The following is a 15,195-nucleotide window of genomic DNA, read 5'->3' as shown; positions in this document are numbered from 1 at the left end:
AAAGAAGAATCAGGGCGCGCGCGAAGGCACGCGGCTTTCGAGCGTCGGGGGCTGCCACTCGGGCTGGATGTGGCAGCCGTTCTTGCCGTCGGTGTCGTAGCGCGGCATGAGCGCCGCGCAACGTTGCGCCAGGCTCTGCGGCGTGGGCTTCTCGCCCTTGTCGATCCAGTCGAGCAATGCGCCGAAGAGCGCGGGGTATTCCGAATCGCTGAGGTAGCTGTGCTCGCGCTCGGCGCTGAAGCTCTGCACCAGGTGCCCGCCGGTGCCGGCCGCGTCGCGGATGCGCCGGTAGGCGTTCTCGAGTTCGACGAAGGCCGTGGGGTCGTCGATGGCGTGCAGGCCGACGGTGGGCAGCGAGGTGCGGCCGGTGGGCTGGCTGTCGGCCGCGAGCGCGCCCTGGGCCTGCGGGTCGGCCGCATAGCGCAGCACGCCGGCGTTGAGCGCCGCATCGTCGGTCGAGCCGCTGTAGACCACGCCGATGTTGCCGAAGGGGTTGCGGCCGTTCAGGCGCTGCTGCACGAGGTCCTGGAACAGCCAGGTCGCCCAATTGAGGTGGCCGACGAGCGAGCGCTCGGGGATCTTCATGACCGAGAGAATCGTCTTCAGCCGCGCCGCCTGTTCGGGCGTGCGCTGCGCAGCGGGCGTACCGACGCCGGTGCAGTCCTTGACGCGCGCAGCGAGGTCGGCGCGCGTGAGCTTCGCGTCCATCGGCAGGCCCATCCACAGCGGGTACTGCGGCTCGTCGGGCTTGGGATGGTTGCGGCAGACGTACTGGTAGACCACGCGCAGGTCGAGCCGGAAGTCGTAGGCGCTGTTACCGCCGCCGAGCACACCGCTGGTGAGCAGCAGACCGTCGTAGGGACTCTTCGCATCGCCCACCGGCGCATAAAGCTCGGCCGCCTTCGCCGCCACGCCCGCGCCGTAGCTCTGCCCATGCAGCAGCGTGCGCTTGGGCGTGCCGAAGTGGCGCACGACGATCTGGCGCAGCCGCTCGGTGTCTTGCGCCGCCATCGTCACGCCGTAGCCGCCGCGCCGGTAGGTGGAGCCCGCCCAGGCATAGCCGGCCTTCACGGTGATGGCCCAGCGCTTGAGGTCTTCCTCGCTGCGCGCGAGCTTGGGCGCACCGGTTTCGGGGCCGCCGTGCGCGTGCATCACGAGCACGCCGTGCTGCCAGTCTTTCGGAATGGCGATCCAGTAGAACGCCCCCGCGCCGTCTTCACCGGTGTAGCAGCGCGCGGTGTCCGGCACGGGCGACGGGCAGGCCGTGGGCTTCGGCGCGGTGGCAAGTGCCGCGTGCGCGGACAGCAGCGGCGCGGCCCCCAGCCAAGCGAAGGCGGCAAGTTGCGAGAGGTATTTTTTCAATGGCGTACTCCGAGGTCCAGCGCCGCGTTCGCTCCATCGGTGGAGACGAAGGCCACGACGCCGCTGTTGAAGATGAGATGGCCCGGCCGGCCGGCACCGGCCTGCGCCACGCCGAGCACCGGCGTGTCGTAGCCCAGCGTGGTGGCCGCGCCGCCGAGGTTGAAGGCCGTGCCGACCACGGTGGCCTCGCGGCTCTCGCCCTTCACGCTGACCATGGCGTAGCTGCCGTCGGCCGCGCCGGGCATCAGCGTCTGCTGCACCGCGAGCAGGCGCAGGCCCGGCCGGATGACGGTGGCCACGCCGCTGCTGGTGTCGGCGGCCGGCACGGCGGTGGCCACGCGGCGCAGGTACAGCGGCGTCGATACGCCGTTGACCAGCCCGATCACCACCGAGCCGGTGAGCGTGCCGCCCTCGGTCTCGGCGGTGCCGCTCGACGAGGTCGAGGTCGTGTACATGTCGAAGGCCCCGCGCGCCGCGCTGTAGCTCAGGTAGCCCTTCTCGGTGTTCTTGCAGGTCTGGTCGTAGGTCATGAAGCTGTTCGACGCCGGGCTGCGGCAGAACTGGAAGGTGCCCGCATTGCGCAGCCGCCCCGCCGATGAGAACGCCGCCGTGGTGCCCGCGCCGAGCTGCTCCACGCCGGCCGCATTGAAGATCAGCGAGACCGAGCGGAAGTCCGTCGACGGCGACACATTCTGGAAGGTGTTCTGGAACGCCACCAACGGCGAGAAGCCACTGCCGCTCGGCGGGTTCACGCCGCCCAGCAGCACGCCGCCGGCACCGAAGCTGAACACCGCCCCGCTCTCGCCGCTCGCATAGCTGCAGCTGCCCTGCGACACGAGCGAGCCGCTGCGCTGCGTGCCGACCCGCGTGGGTACGTGGCTCGCATCGATGGTCACGGTGTAGGCCATGGTGGCCGGGTCGATCTGCACCTGCAGTTCCTCGCCGAAGCTGTTGCCGCCTTTGTAGCGCGTCGCGCTCGCCGGCAGGTTCGGGCAGGCGAGCGGGTCGCCGACCTCGGTCACACAGCTGTAGTTGACGGCCGCATCGAGGCTGCCGCTGCCGCGGTACCTGGGCCACGACGGAAACTGGCACAGCGGGCGCGTGCGGCCGTAGCTGCCGGCCACGGCGTCCACCGCCACGGGCGTGGCGGGCGCGAGGCCGGCCTCGACCCAGCCTTCGAGCGCCGCGAGCGAGTCCCAGTTGGGAATGAAGCTGCCGGTGCCGTGGCCCATGCCGGGCACGGTGTAGAAGCGCACGTTCTGCGTGACCGCGGCCTGGCCCAGCGTGGCGACGAGCTGCCGGTAGTAGTCGATGGTCGAGTTGGGGCTGATCACCTCGTCGGCCAGGCCGTGCAGCATGATCAGCTTGCCGCCGCGCGCGAAGAAGGGCGCGAGGTTCGGGTCGGTCGCGTCGGTGAGCTTCGACACCTCGGCCACGCGCGCCGCGTACGCATCGGGGTTCTGCGGATCGAAGGTGAGCGTGTTGAACCCGGCATCGCGCGTGACGAAGAACTTCACCCACTGGTCGCCCGTGACGTACATGTTGGCGTCCGCCGAGGTGGCGGGGTTGCCCGGCGCCTTGCGCGTGCCGAGGTCGCGCGTGGTGTACGGGCCGGCCACCAGCGCACCTTCGAGGAGGTTGTAGCCGCCCGCGCGCTTCACGCCGTTGGCCAGCGCGTACGTCGTGAACTCGAGCGGCGATTCGATGGCGTGCACCGTGTCGATCTGCGCGTCCGACAGGCAGGTGTCCGCCGTGTCGGCGCCGTTGGGGCAACGCAGCGACGCGAGGATCTGCGTGTTGAGCTGGCGGCAGCTCTCCACATTGCTCACGATGTTGTCGATCGCGCCGTCGAGCTTGTCGCAGGCCTGCATCGCGGCCTTCTGCACCAGCAGCGTCTCCGTCAGGTTGAGCCAGCCCTTGCCGCCGTCGTTGTACAGCGCGCGGCCCACCGCCACGTTCGACAGGCGCGTGCCGGTGTAGTTGAGCGCGGGCTCGTTGGCGATCACGCCGTCGTAGTCCTGCGGCCAGCGCTGGATGTAGCTCAGCGCGTCGCGCCCGCCGGTCGAGGTGCCGAGGAAGTAGGCGTGTTTTGGCTTGACCGCGTAGCGCGCGAACACCAGCGCCTGCGCCACGTCGCGCGTCTTCTTGAGCGACTGGCCGCCGTAGTTGGCCAGTTGCTCGTCGTTGGCCGCGAACTTGCCGTCGGTGATGCTGCTCGACTGGTGGCCCGAGTCGTCGCCGTAGGTCGCGTAGCCCAGCGCCAGCGGCGCGGGCTTGCCGGCGGGGCCGAAGCGGATGACCTCGGTGCCGTCGATGAGCACACCATCGAAGCCACCGCCGCCGAAGTGAATGGTCTTCTGGTTCCACTGCTCGGGCAGGTTGACCGCGAAGTGGATGAGCTGCGAGGCCGGGTCCACCGGCGCGATGGTGCCGCGCACGCGGCAGTAATCGCCCAGCGTGTTGCCCGCGTCGCCGGCCGCCACGGGCGTGGCGCTGGTGACGGTGGCGCCCTGCGTGGGCAGGCTGATCAGCGCGGCGGGCAGGCTCTTGCCGGCCAGGTCGGCGCAGGCCACGACGGGCAGCACGGGCGGGGGCACTGTGCCGGGCGGGTCCTCGGCCGGAGGGGTGTCGCCGCTGGCGGGCGGCGGGGTCGGCAGGAAGAAGCCGGGGCTTCCTCCTCCCCCGCTGCCGCCACCACAGGCGGCCAGGACCAACGACGCGCCGATCAGCGCAACGACGACACGAAACTTCGAGGCAGGGCGCGGTGTGCGCATGGATTTGTCTCCGGCATGCAGCCTCGGTGGACTGCTTTTTGAATAGGCGGCCGGACGATAGATTCCGTGTGACCTAGGGTCAAATAAAATAACAAGGCCTATTCAATACAAAAAACATATGGACATACGCGCCCTGAGGTACTTCGTGGCCGTGGCCGGCACCGGCCACATGACGCGCGCCGCCGAGCAGCTGGGCATCCAGCAGCCGCCGCTGAGCCTGCAGATCAAGGCGCTGGAGCGCGAGTTGGGCGTGCTGCTGTTCAAGCGCCATCCGCGCGGCGTGGCGCTCACCGACGCCGGCCGGCTGTTCCAGGCCGAAGCGCTGCGCATGTTGCAGGACATGGAGGCCATGAAGCAGCGCATGGCGCGCGTGGCCCAGGGCCAGACCGGCACGCTGGCGGTCGGCTTCACCAGCTCGGCCGCCGCGCACCGCTTCATGCCCGAGGCGCTGCGCGCGTTCCGCCGCGCGCACCCCGGCGTGGAGCTGCAGCTGCGCGAAGACAACGCCGCCGAGCTCACCGAGGCGCTGGCCGCGGGCCGGTTGCACTGCGGCCTGCTGCGCGTGCCCGTGGCGCGGCCCGAGGGCCTGGTGTTCGAGACGCTGCTGCGCGAGCCCGTGTGGGTCGCGATGCCGAGCGATCACCGCTTCGCGCCTGCCGCAAATGGCAAGAAGCCCGCGAAGCCGCTGCCGCTGTCGAAACTCTGCGAAGAAGGCATCATCCTCGTGCGCCGCCCGGGCGCGCCCGGCCTCTATGCCGAGCTGCTCGCGCTGTGCCACGCGCAGGGCCTGCGCCCGCGCGTGGTGGCCGAAGTCGATCGCATGATGACCAACCTGAACCTCGTGGCCGCGGGCGTCGGCCTGTCGGTGGTGCCGACCTCGATGACCGGCGTGCACGCGCACGCCATCGCCTACACGCGGCTGGCCGACGGCGGCCAGCTCGACGCGCCACTCACGCTGGTGTCGCGCGCGGATGAAGACAACCTGCCGGCGCGGCACTTCGCGGCGCTGCTGCGTGGGCTGGCCGAGGGGAACGCTGCCGCATGACCGTGCCGCTGCCGCGCCGCCACTTCCTGCAACGCATCGGCTTCGCGGCTGCGTGCGCATTGCCGCACCTGTCGCACGCTGCCTCGTCGCCCTGGCCCCATCGCCCCGTGCGCCTGATCGTGGTCTACCCACCGGGCGGCGTGAGCGACGGCATGGCGCGCGCGCTGGCCGAGCCGCTCGCCCAGTCGCTGGGCGTGCCGGTGCTCATCGAACACCGCGCCGGCGCAGGTGGCAGCCTGGGCATGGACGCACTCGCACGCGCCACGCCCGACGGCCACACGCTGGCCTTTTCGGCCATCAGCCCGCTCACCCTGCACCCGCTGCTCGCGCGCGCGCCCTACGACCCGCTGCGCGCCTTCGTGCCCGTGGCCAGCGTGATGCGCACGCCGGTGCTGGTCGTGGGCACGCCGGCCTTCGCGGGCCGCGGCTTTGCAGAACTGATCGCGCTGGCGCGCCGCCAGCCCGGCGCGGTGCGCTGGGCCACCTCGGGCGTGGCGACCATCGGCCACATGGTGCTCGCGCAGGTGCGCCTGCAAAGCCGCACCGAGATCACCCACATCCCCTACCAGGGCGGCGGCCCGCAGCTCAACGATGCGCTCGGCGGGCAGTTCGAGGTGCTGTCGACCAACGTTGCGGCGCAACAGCTGCAGTACATCGAGAGCGGCCGGCTGCAGGCGCTGGCGGTCGGTGCGCCCGCGCGCATCGAGGCGCTGCCTGCGGTGCCCACGCTCGCGGAACTGGGCTACGAGAAGGCGAACCGCGATTCGCTCTTCGGCATCTTCGCGCCGGCACGCACGCCGACGGCGGTGGTGCAGCGCCTCAACGCCGAAATCAACCGCCTGCTGCAAGGCGACCCGCTGCGCGCGCGCCTGCGCGAGGCCTACAACCTGCCGGCCGGCGGGAGCATCGAGGACTTCGCGCAGGAGATCGCGGCAGACCGGCGGCGCAACCGCGCGCTGGTGGCGGGGGCGCGGGCGCAGTTCGACTAGGGCTGCGCGGCCACCCAGCCGAAGCCCGCGTACCAGGGGCTGAAGCGTGACGGGCGCTGTTCGATGTCGACCTGCGTCACCACGCTGGCCAGTGCGGGCGACACGTTGCGCAACGCCGTCACGGTCCATGCGCGGTCGAGCTGCTTGAGCAGGCGAGCCTCGCAGCCGGGGCTCTCGCGCAGGCCGACAGGTGCCAGGCCCAGCTGCACGGCGACATGCCCCTGCGCGGCGGCGCGCTCCCAGAGCACGCGCCGGCGCTCGGAGCCCAGCAGCGTCAGCTGCCGCAGTTCGTACGTGCCGGCCGGCAGCACGCCGGGCACGGCGTTCACCTGCAAGCGCACATCCTTGCCCAGGCCGTTCCGGTCGGCCCCGAAGAGCCACTCGAAGTGATCGGTGGGCACCTGCGCCTGGATCGCCATCAGGCAGGGAGCGGGCAAGGGCTGCGTGCCCCGCAGCGTCTGGCGCGTGAGCACCATCAGCTCGGCGGTCTTCGACACCAGCGACAACGGGACCGGTGCCTGGTCGCCCGCCACGATCTGCGCGTCGATCGCGGCAGGCAGCGTCGGCACGGTGGCGGCGTTGGCCGCGTGCGCCAGCACCTGCGGGAACAGCACGGGGATCGTCCTGCCGTTGCCGAAGCTCTCGCCCGTGGCGATCTCCAGGCGATCGGCGGTCAGGCGGTAGTAGCTCGGCAGCGTCGCCTCGACGTCGTAGCCGCCGCGGCGCGTGGTCACGCGTTGGTGAAACTCGCGCGACGTGCTCTTCAGCAGCGGCTGCAGCACGCGCACCAGTTCCTGGCGCTGCGCGTCGCTGACAGCGTTCAGATCGATGCGGATGCGGTTGGACGGGTAGGTGAAGAGCTTGGCCATGCCCCGTTCGAGTTCCGCCTTGTCCGGCGCGCGCGTCACGTAGAGAACGAAGCCGCCCACCAGCGCGGCAATGCAGGTCCCCCACGTGAAGTAGCTCGTGACCTTGCGAAAACGGTCGGCGGCCCGCGAAGTGCCCATCCAGCCCGCCAGCACCTCCCGGACGCCAAAGAGCACGACGCCGAGAACCAGGACGCCGACCATCAGCAGCACCACGGTGGCTGCATTGAAGGCGAAACTCAAAAAGCCCATGCCGCTGCGTTCAGGCGCAGCGCCCGACAACTCCAAGCAACGGGTCAGTCCTCCGCGCGCCAGAGCCGCGGATAGTCGCTCACGAACCCGTCCGCCGTGACGCCCAGCACCTCCGCATAGTCGAAGCGCTTGGCCTCGTACGCGTACGTGCCCTCGCTGCGCCGCTCATAGCGCTGCATCAGCTCGCTGAGCCCGCCGTCTTCGATGTCGACCCAGGCCGCCGGTGCATCGGCGCTTTCGCCGGGGGCGAGGTTCAGGCGGCGCAGCTGCAGCAGGTTGGTGGCGGGGGTGAAGCCCAGGTCGAGGTCGACGCAGTGCGACATGTCGGACACGGCTTCGTCGTTGAGCTTCCAGTGGCCGCGCGCGTCGCGCGTGATCGACAGGTCGATGGCCGACTCGCCGAGCCAGCCACGCACGGTGCCCCATTGCGTGTGCCAGAGCAGGTCGCAGCGCACGCGGTAGTGCAGCTGGGCGATGCGCCCGCCTTCGGTGCGGAACACCGCCGCGCCGTCGAGCTGCCAGGCCGAGGCGTTGCGTTCGAGGCGACAGGCATCGTGGCCCGGTGCATCGAGCCTGCGCCAGAGGATGGAGGCGACGGTTTGCATATGGCGCGGATCATGGCACCGGCATGCCGCGGGGCGCAAGCGGCATCCCGCAAAATGCCCTGCATGTCGAAAGCCCTTTACACGTCGCTGTCTGCCCTTTTCACCCTCCTGACGGCCGGCGCGGGCCATGCGGCCACCGCACTGAAGGACGGCGACATCATCTTCCACACCTCGCGCTCGGCGCAAAGCCTGGCCGTGCAGCGCGCCACCGGCTCGCGCTACAGCCACATGGGCATCGTGCTGCTGCGAGAGGGCAAACCCTACGTGTTCGAGGCGGTCTCGACGGTGCGCTACACGCCGCTGGCGCAGTGGACGGCGCGCGGCAACGGTGGGCGCTACGTGGTGAAGCGCCTGCGCGATGCCGACACGCGGCTCACGCCCGGCGCCGTGGCGCGCCTGCATGCGCGCACCTCGGACTTCGCGGGCCGCCCGTACGACCTGACTTTCGAATGGTCGGATTCGCGCATCTACTGCTCGGAACTGGTGTGGAAGCTCTACGACCGCGCACTGGGTGTGCGCATCGGCGAGCTGCAGAAGATCCGCAGCTTCAACCTCGCCGACCCGGCCGTGCGCGCCAAGATGCGCGAGCGCTACGGCGACGCCGTGCCGATGGACGAGCCGGTGATCTCGCCGGTGGCGATGTTCGATTCGCCGCTGCTGGTGACGGTCGAATCGCGCTGACGGCCCGCTACTGCACCGCAGCCAGCACGCTGTCGAGAAACTGCCTGGCCGGCGTGCCGAAATCTTCAGGGATGTAGTCGCGCGAGAAGTCGCGCGCAAACGCCGCTTCGAGGTCGTCGTGCGAGCCGAGGTAGTCGGCGATCTCGGCGCGCAGCGCGGCCAGCTCGGCCTCGGTGCTCGACTCGCGGTACGAGGCCATGATCTCGGCGCCGGTTTCGCCGAAGAGGATGTCGGCGTCCTGGCCGAAATAGACCTTGGTGAGGTGGTCGATCAGTTCGAATCGCATCGTGGGGTCGTGAGAAAAAATCAGAACGGATGGGCGGTGAGGATGTAGAACGGCTTGCCGTTGTACGTGCGCATGTTCAGCGTCACGCGCACCTTGGTGAGCTGGCTCACGGCGGTGCTGCCGCGCTGCACGCCGATGCCGACCACGGCGGCGATGTCGTGCTCGAAGGCCACGGGCTTGGAGCCCACCGCCGCGGAGCGCGACCACGCGCGAATGGCCCGCGCATTGGCGCGCACGGTCTGGCTGATGGCCGACTCGGCGGTGGCCAGGTCGAAGAACGACGACGAGCGCTGCAGGCTGGGCTTCTTCGCGAAGCGGTCGAGCAGCTCCTGCGCCGACTTGCCCACGTGCTCGCGGATGGTGTGGCCGCCCGCCTTGGAACCGGCGATGCCCTCGTGCTCGATGAGCCGCACGGGCTCGAGCTTGAAGCGGCTCGCGCGCACCGCGATCACACGCGATGCGGCCAGCCCGCCGGCCACGAAGAGCGGCACCGCCACGTCGACCGCGAGCCCCACCTGCGCGCCGGTTTCGGGCGAGGCGCCCAGCGCCTGCGCGGTGGCGTCGGCGGTGAGCGCGGTGGCGGTGCGCTGCGTCTGGCCGGTCCAGATCTGGCGCGCGGCCGTGGCGGTGACGTCGCTGCCGTGCGCGCCCAGCACCACGCAGCCGACCTTGCTGGCCATGGTGGGCTCGGGGGCCACGCACAGCACGCCGGCGCCGACCAGTTCGATCACGCCGCCGATCAGCGCCGCCGTGCCCCAGAGCCGGTTGCTGAGGCTGGCCGACTCGGGCACGTCCTCGCCGCCGAGCACCGCCGCCATCTGCACCGGCGTCAGCGCGACCGACAGGCCGCCTTCCACCTCGTCGTCACCCATCGTGCATTCCTTTCCGTTCACCACCTGCGTGGGGATTGAAATTCCGCCGCATTCTTGCACGCGACACCGGGGCGGGCGAACATGCCCGGAGAGCGAGACAATTGTCACCGTGAGTTTCCAGCCCGCGCCGCCCCCGGCCCCTCCGATCCGCCGCATTGCCCACCTCGACATGGACGCGTTCTACGCGTCCGTCGAGTTGCTGCGCTACCCGCAGCTCAAGGGTCTGCCGGTGGTCATCGGCGGCGGACGGCGCCGCGTCGACGAGGCGATCCGCGAACTGCCCGAAGGCGCCACGCTGGCCGACATTCCGATCGAGGCCTTTCCGCGCCTGAAGGACTACACGGGGCGCGGCGTGATCACCACCGCCACCTACCCCGCGCGTCAGTTCGGCATCGGCTCGGCCATGGGGCTCATGAAGGCCGCCAAGCTGTGTCCGCAGGCGCTGATCCTGCCGGTCGATTTCGACGAGTACCGGCGCTTCTCGCGCACCTTCAAGCAGGTGATCCTGGACATCGCGCCGCTCATGGAAGACCGCGGCGTGGACGAGGTGTACATCGACTTCACCGACGTGCCCGGCGGCCAGCGCGACGGCGGGCGCTCGCTGGCGCGGCTGATCCAGAAATCGATCTTCGACGCCACGGGCCTGACCTGCTCGATCGGCGTGGCGCCCAACAAGCTCATCGCAAAAATGGCCAGCGAGTTCGAGAAGCCCAACGGCATCTCGGTGGTCTACGAGCAGGATCTCGAAAGCCGCATCTGGCCCCTGCCCTGCCGCAAGGTGAACGGCATCGGCCCGAAGGCCGACGAAAAACTCAAGCGCTTCGGCATCGAGACCGTGGGCCAGCTGGCGGCGCGCGAGCGCGGCTGGCTCATCGACACCTTCGGCAAGGCCACGGGCGCCTGGATGCACGAGGTGGCCTGGGGCCGCGACAACCGCCCCGTGGTGACCGAGAGCGAGCCCGTGTCGATGAGCCGCGAGACCACCTTCGAGCGCGACCTGCACGCCGTGCGCGACCGCGCCGAGCTGGGCGCGATCTTCACGCACCTGTGCGAGAAGCTGGCCGAAGACCTGCAGCGCAAGGGCTACGTGGGCAAGACCATCGGCATCAAGCTGCGCTACGACGACTTCAGGATCGCCACGCGCGACCAGACCATCGACCGCTTCACCGACGACGGCAAGACCATCCGCCAGGTCGGCGGCCAGTGCTTGAAGCGCGTGCCGCTGGAGCGGCCGCTGCGCCTCTTGGGCGTGCGCGTGGGCGCGCTGGCCAAGGCCGGCAGCCCCGAGGCGCTGGCGCCCGCTGGCAACGCTCGCAGCGCGGCGCCGGTGGCGACCACAGCCTCGCTCTTCTGACACCACCATGATTCGACGCTGGCTGCGACGCATCGCCCTCACCCTGCTGGGATTGCTGCTCGCCATCACGCTGTATGTGGCCGTGGCTTGCGCGCTGGTCTTCCTGCCGGCCAACACGAAACCACCGGCCGAGCCTGCGACCGTCGAGGCCTGGGTGCTGAGCAACGGCGTGCACACCGACCTGGTGTTTCCGGTCCGCTCGGCCACGATCGACTGGCTGCAGCTCTTTCCCTTGTCCGACTTCAAGGCGCCGCCGCCCGATGCCGAGTTCGTCGCCATCGGCTGGGGCGACCGCGAGTTCTACCTGCACACACCGACCTGGGGCGACCTGACGGCCGCGCGCGCCTTCGGGGCGCTGTCGGGTGGCAATCGCTCGCTGCTGCACGTGACCTACCTGCAGCGCGCGCAGTTGCGGCGCGGGGCCTACAAGCTGCCGCTCTCGCAGCCGCAGTACGCGCAGCTCGTGGCCCATGTGCGCGCCACGCTGCCCTCAGGCCGCGCGGTGCCGATCGCGGGTGCGCACTACGCGAACGACGATGCCTTCTACGAAGCCCGGGGCAGCTACCACCTGTTCGAGACCTGCAACACCTGGACCGGCCGCGGCCTGCGCCAGGCAGGCGTCACGGTGAGCCGCTGGACGCCCTTCGACTTCAACGTGACGTGGCACCTGCAGCCCGTGCTGCAGCCCTGACGATCTTCAGGGCTTGGGCACGCCCGCCGACCAGGTGGGCCAGTTCTTCACGATGTGGTCGACCACGCGCGTACCCACCAGCGCGATGTTCTCCACCGTCTCGGCAAAGCCGCCCGCCGTCTCGCCCGGTGCCGGGTCCAGGTGCTGCAGCGTGCTTTCCTTCGGGTGGCCCTGGTCGAAGTTGACCGCGCCGCGCAGGCTCATCACGCGGTCGGTGCCGTGGGTGCGCTTGATCACGAGGGTGATGGCGGCGGCTTCCATTTCGGTGATCACGTAGTCGTCGGCGCCGTAGAGCTTGGCGATGTACTGCGCCTGCTTCGACATACCGGGGCCGTGGAAGAAGGTGTCGCCCGTCATGTGCGTGCCGGTGCCCACGAAGGGGGCGCGGCGCGCGGCGGCGTCGGGGTAGCGCAGGCGGTACTTGCGCGCCGATTCCGCGTCCTTGAGCGGCGTGTCGGCCGACAGCTTCATGGCCCAGCCGACGAGGTCGGGGTTGAGCTTGAAGCGGCGGTACTCCTCGTAGCCCTTGCGCGGCATGAAGGTGGGTTCGCCGGGCTTGTTCTCTTCCGGGGCCCAGCGGTGGCCGAGGTCGTAGTCGACCAGCCAGGTGGCCCAGCTCACCTCGCCGATGGTGCCGCGCTGGGGCGGCGTGCCGGCCACGCCGGAGATCACGTAGTAGGCCTGCGAGAAGTCGAACTTCGGGTTCAGCAGGATGGCCTGCATCGACGACGACGAGTTGACCTTGCCCATGCCCAGCACCGCGCCGCACACGCCGTCGGCGTTGCAGTACACGGGCTGCAGCGCGCCGGGCACGGCCACGGGCGTCGCGCCCTTCCAGTAGCGCTCGTACCAGTGCTGGAACTCGCCGGCGCGGTCGCCGCTGTTCTGGCCGATCTCGAACATGGCGGCCACGAACACCTTCACCTTGACGGGGGCGCCGGCGGGGGCGGCGGCAGCAGCGCGCGTGTCGGCCGTGGGCGAGGTGGAGGCACAGGCCGTGGCGAGCAGCACGGCGCCGCACAGCGCCAGGCCGCGGCTGCCCAGGGAGAAGCGACGGGAGTTCAGGAGGGACATGGGTGGAATCCGAAGAGAAGGAAGGAAAGGAAAGCGCGCCTCGGCAACAGCGTGCGGCGTCCTACACCGCACGATTGTCGATGCTGGCACAAGCGCGATGTCATGCCTTCGATGCAAACCCCATGCCGGCCCGCGCCGGCGGCCACCTCAGCGCTGGCCGGCGGGCTGGTCTACGTGAACCCCGGCATGCCGGGCATCCGCCGGCTGAAGTGGGGCGACGGCTTTCGCTACCGCGACGCGCACGGCCGCTGGCTGCGCGATGCCGACGCGCTCGCGCGCATCCGCAGCCTGGCGATTCCGCCGGCCTACACCGAGGTGTGGATCTGCCCGCTGCCGCAGGGCCACCTGCAGGCCACGGGCCTGGACGCGCGCGGCCGCACGCAGTACCGCTACCACCCCGACTGGCGTGCGCTGCAGGACGGCACCAAGTTCGAGCGCCTCGCGGCCTTCGGGCGCGCCCTGCCCCGTTTGCGCGCCCGCGTGGCGCGCGACCTGCGCGCCGGCACCCGCACACCCGGTCGCGCACAGGTGATCGCCACGCTGGTGCGCCTGCTCGACACCACGCTGCTGCGCGTGGGCAACGAGGCCTACGCGAGCAGCAACGGATCGTTCGGCCTCACCACGCTGCGCAACCGCCACGCGGCGGTGCAGGGCTCGGCGCTGCGGCTGCGCTTTCGCGGCAAGAGCGGCGTGGCGCACGAGGCCCGCGTCGACGACCCGCGCGTGGCCCGCGTGGTGCGCCAGTGCCAGCAGCTGCCGGGGCAGGCGCTGTTCCAGTACACCGACGAGGCGGGCGAGGTGCGCGGCGTGTCGTCCAACGACGTGAACGACTACATCGCCGACGCCACCGACACAGGCAAGGGCGAAGGCGAGCGCTTCACCGCCAAGGACTTCCGCACCTGGCACGGCACGGTGCAGGCGCTGGAACTCACGCGGCGGGCCTGTGCGTGGGAGGGCGAGCGCCGGCCCGGTGCCAGGGACATCCTCGCGGCCGTGGCGCGGCAGCTCGGCAACACGCCGGCGGTCTGCAAGAAGGCCTACGTGCACCCGGCCGTGCTGGCGCTGGGCGAGGCGCTGGCGCGCGAGGACGACACGGCGGTGACGGGTACCTTGCTGGAGAAGATCGCGGCCCGTGCCGCCACGGCCGGCCCGGCGCGCGGCCTGGTGGCGGCGGAGCGGCGATTGCTCGCCTTCCTGCGGACGCCTCAGCCTGCGGCGAGGGCGAAGCGCACGGTGTCGGCGTCGAGCAGCACGGCGTAGCCGAGGTCTTCCGCCAGGTTCTGCAGTGCCACGGTGTCGATGGCCAGGGCGCGCGGCGCGCGGTGGGCGTCGAGCACCGCGTTCGCGCCGCCGACCTCGCGCACCCGGGCGTGCAGGCGCAGCGCGTCGGTGCCGTCGGGCTCGATGCGGATGGTGCCGGCCTCGTCCGCGCCGTCGTGCAGGTAGCCCAGCGCGCCCAGGAACAGGTAGCGCAGCGCGGCGGCATTGGGCCAGCGCGGCTCGTCGTCCTGCGGGGCGGCGAGCGCCTCGTCGACCTCGAGCGCCACGCCGTGCAGGTCGAAGGCCGAGCGCATCAGCGTCATGCACTGCGCCACCAGCGCGCTGCGCGTGATGCCGTCGTCGGTGGTGGCCAGCTCCCAGTCGCGCAGCGAGCGGATCGCGGCCACCAGCTCGGACACCTGGCTGTCGATGAGGTTCACCCGCTCCTCGCAGGCCGCGGGGTCGACCGGGTCGGCCGCCACCTGGCGCTTGAGCATCAGCACCGCCATGCGGATCACCGAGACGGGCGCCGTCATGTCGTGCCGCAGCGCCGGCAGGGCGCGCGTGAGCAGCTCGTGGCGCACGCCGGCCGCAATCCAGCTGCGGGCGCTGGGAGACGACTTCATCGCGGCGCAGCGGCCCGCAAGGGCGCGCGGCCCGTGGGACGAGAGGCGGCAGGGAGCACGGTCAAGGCAGGATTCCTGAAGGCGGGAACAAGGCCACGAGTATCGGCCCCGCTCCGCGCCGCGGCTGTAGGAGCCTGCCTACGCGCGCCCTGCCCGCCGGGCCGCACCTGCAGCGCGCGCTCAGGGTTTGCCGAGGTAGGTGCGCACGTCCTTCACCTCGACCCCGGCGGCCGCGACGGCCGAGCGCAGCTGCGCCTCGGTCACGCCCAGCGTCTGGGTCCAGTAGCGAACCTCGTGGAGTTCGTTGACATTGATGCGGGCCGCATCCTGCGGTCCGCGCTTGCTCAGGTCATCGGCCATGGCGTGGATTCCTTGTTGAAGGCCCCACGATGCGGCCTGCACGGCGCATCGGCTGGCGGACAGCAGCGCGGCTCCTTGCAGGATAAGTCCGAGAGCGC

The 15,195-nt window shown here is 70.7% G+C and carries 15 protein-coding genes; 6 read left to right on the top strand and 9 right to left on the bottom strand.

Features of this window, described 5'->3' with window-relative positions; genetic code table 11:
• Positions 1 to 9: 9 nt before the first annotated feature.
• Together AC07OX_RS17265 and AC07OX_RS17260 are read right to left on the bottom strand one after the other, a co-directional pair.
• Positions 10 to 1,362: an alpha/beta hydrolase family protein gene (locus AC07OX_RS17265; protein WP_495261079.1), complete on the bottom strand. Its 1,353-nt coding sequence runs from the start codon at positions 1,360 to 1,362 to the stop codon at positions 10 to 12.
• Entirely contained in the window at positions 1,359 to 4,136 is a 2,778-nt protein-coding gene (locus AC07OX_RS17260) for a tannase/feruloyl esterase family alpha/beta hydrolase (RefSeq protein WP_495261080.1), read from the bottom strand. Before AC07OX_RS17260 ends, AC07OX_RS17265 begins: the two co-directional genes overlap by 4 nt.
• A gap of 118 nt (positions 4,137 to 4,254) precedes the next feature.
• Here AC07OX_RS17260 and AC07OX_RS17255 point away from each other — a divergent pair, with 118 nt between their 5' ends.
• Together AC07OX_RS17255 and AC07OX_RS17250 are read left to right on the top strand one after the other, a co-directional pair.
• Entirely contained in the window at positions 4,255 to 5,181 is a 927-nt protein-coding gene (locus AC07OX_RS17255; protein ID WP_062478005.1) for a LysR family transcriptional regulator, read from the top strand.
• Positions 5,178 to 6,170, top strand: a complete 993-nt coding sequence (locus AC07OX_RS17250) for a Bug family tripartite tricarboxylate transporter substrate binding protein (RefSeq protein ID WP_495261081.1) — start codon at positions 5,178 to 5,180, stop codon at positions 6,168 to 6,170. Before AC07OX_RS17255 ends, AC07OX_RS17250 begins: the two co-directional genes overlap by 4 nt.
• Here AC07OX_RS17250 and AC07OX_RS17245 read toward each other — a convergent pair.
• Both AC07OX_RS17245 and AC07OX_RS17240 read right to left on the bottom strand, forming a co-directional pair.
• Positions 6,167 to 7,288 carry a hypothetical protein gene (locus tag AC07OX_RS17245; RefSeq protein WP_495261082.1) on the bottom strand — a complete coding sequence of 374 codons (1,122 nt, stop codon included), beginning with the start codon at positions 7,286 to 7,288 and terminating at the stop codon, positions 6,167 to 6,169. The two genes, AC07OX_RS17250 and AC07OX_RS17245, sit on opposite strands and share 4 nt — an antisense overlap.
• Before the next feature lie 44 nt (positions 7,289 to 7,332).
• Positions 7,333 to 7,893 (bottom strand): putative glycolipid-binding domain-containing protein, encoded by a 561-nt coding sequence (locus AC07OX_RS17240; RefSeq protein ID WP_495261083.1) that lies wholly within the window; start codon positions 7,891 to 7,893, stop codon positions 7,333 to 7,335.
• Between the two features lie 63 nt (positions 7,894 to 7,956).
• Here AC07OX_RS17240 and AC07OX_RS17235 point away from each other — a divergent pair, with 63 nt between their 5' ends.
• Positions 7,957 to 8,574, top strand: coding sequence for a YiiX family permuted papain-like enzyme (locus tag AC07OX_RS17235; RefSeq protein WP_495261084.1), 618 nt, complete (start codon positions 7,957 to 7,959; stop codon positions 8,572 to 8,574).
• Between the two features lie 7 nt (positions 8,575 to 8,581).
• Here AC07OX_RS17235 and AC07OX_RS17230 read toward each other — a convergent pair whose 3' ends face one another.
• A complete protein-coding gene (locus AC07OX_RS17230; protein ID WP_062477998.1) occupies positions 8,582 to 8,860 on the bottom strand; it encodes a contact-dependent growth inhibition system immunity protein in 279 nt (92 codons plus the stop codon).
• Between the two features lie 20 nt (positions 8,861 to 8,880).
• A complete protein-coding gene (locus tag AC07OX_RS17225) occupies positions 8,881 to 9,732 on the bottom strand; it encodes an RNase A-like domain-containing protein (RefSeq protein ID WP_159275571.1) in 852 nt (283 codons plus the stop codon).
• A 169-nt stretch (positions 9,733 to 9,901) separates the two neighbouring features.
• Here AC07OX_RS17225 and AC07OX_RS17220 point away from each other — a divergent pair, with 169 nt between their 5' ends.
• Together AC07OX_RS17220 and AC07OX_RS17215 are read left to right on the top strand one after the other, a co-directional pair.
• Positions 9,902 to 11,086 (top strand): Y-family DNA polymerase, encoded by a 1,185-nt coding sequence (locus AC07OX_RS17220; protein ID WP_495261253.1) that lies wholly within the window; start codon positions 9,902 to 9,904, stop codon positions 11,084 to 11,086.
• Between the two features lie 7 nt (positions 11,087 to 11,093).
• Positions 11,094 to 11,777: a TIGR02117 family protein gene (locus AC07OX_RS17215; RefSeq protein WP_495261085.1), complete on the top strand. Its 684-nt coding sequence runs from the start codon at positions 11,094 to 11,096 to the stop codon at positions 11,775 to 11,777.
• A 6-nt stretch (positions 11,778 to 11,783) separates the two neighbouring features.
• Here AC07OX_RS17215 and AC07OX_RS17210 read toward each other — a convergent pair whose 3' ends face one another.
• The gene (locus AC07OX_RS17210) at positions 11,784 to 12,851 is read right to left on the bottom strand and encodes a purine-nucleoside phosphorylase (protein ID WP_495261086.1); all 1,068 of its coding nucleotides are present in this window, start codon (positions 12,849 to 12,851) and stop codon (positions 11,784 to 11,786) included.
• 102 nt (positions 12,852 to 12,953) lie between these two features.
• Here AC07OX_RS17210 and AC07OX_RS17205 point away from each other — a divergent pair, with 102 nt between their 5' ends.
• Positions 12,954 to 14,111, top strand: coding sequence for a DNA topoisomerase IB (locus tag AC07OX_RS17205; protein WP_495261087.1), 1,158 nt, complete (start codon positions 12,954 to 12,956; stop codon positions 14,109 to 14,111).
• On the opposite strand, the gene AC07OX_RS17200 is transcribed toward AC07OX_RS17205, so the two are convergent.
• Both AC07OX_RS17200 and AC07OX_RS17195 read right to left on the bottom strand, forming a co-directional pair.
• Positions 14,057 to 14,737 carry a hypothetical protein gene (locus AC07OX_RS17200; RefSeq protein WP_495261088.1) on the bottom strand — a complete coding sequence of 227 codons (681 nt, stop codon included), beginning with the start codon at positions 14,735 to 14,737 and terminating at the stop codon, positions 14,057 to 14,059. The two genes, AC07OX_RS17205 and AC07OX_RS17200, sit on opposite strands and share 55 nt — an antisense overlap.
• Before the next feature lie 180 nt (positions 14,738 to 14,917).
• Positions 14,918 to 15,097: a DUF3606 domain-containing protein gene (locus AC07OX_RS17195; RefSeq protein ID WP_062477985.1), complete on the bottom strand. Its 180-nt coding sequence runs from the start codon at positions 15,095 to 15,097 to the stop codon at positions 14,918 to 14,920.
• Positions 15,098 to 15,195: the final 98 nt, after the last annotated feature.

Source organism: Variovorax sp. GW821-FHT09D07 (assembly GCF_059416345.1).
The sequence above is the reverse complement of the archived record's forward strand: the minus strand, read 5'-3'. Positions and strand labels throughout refer to the sequence as shown.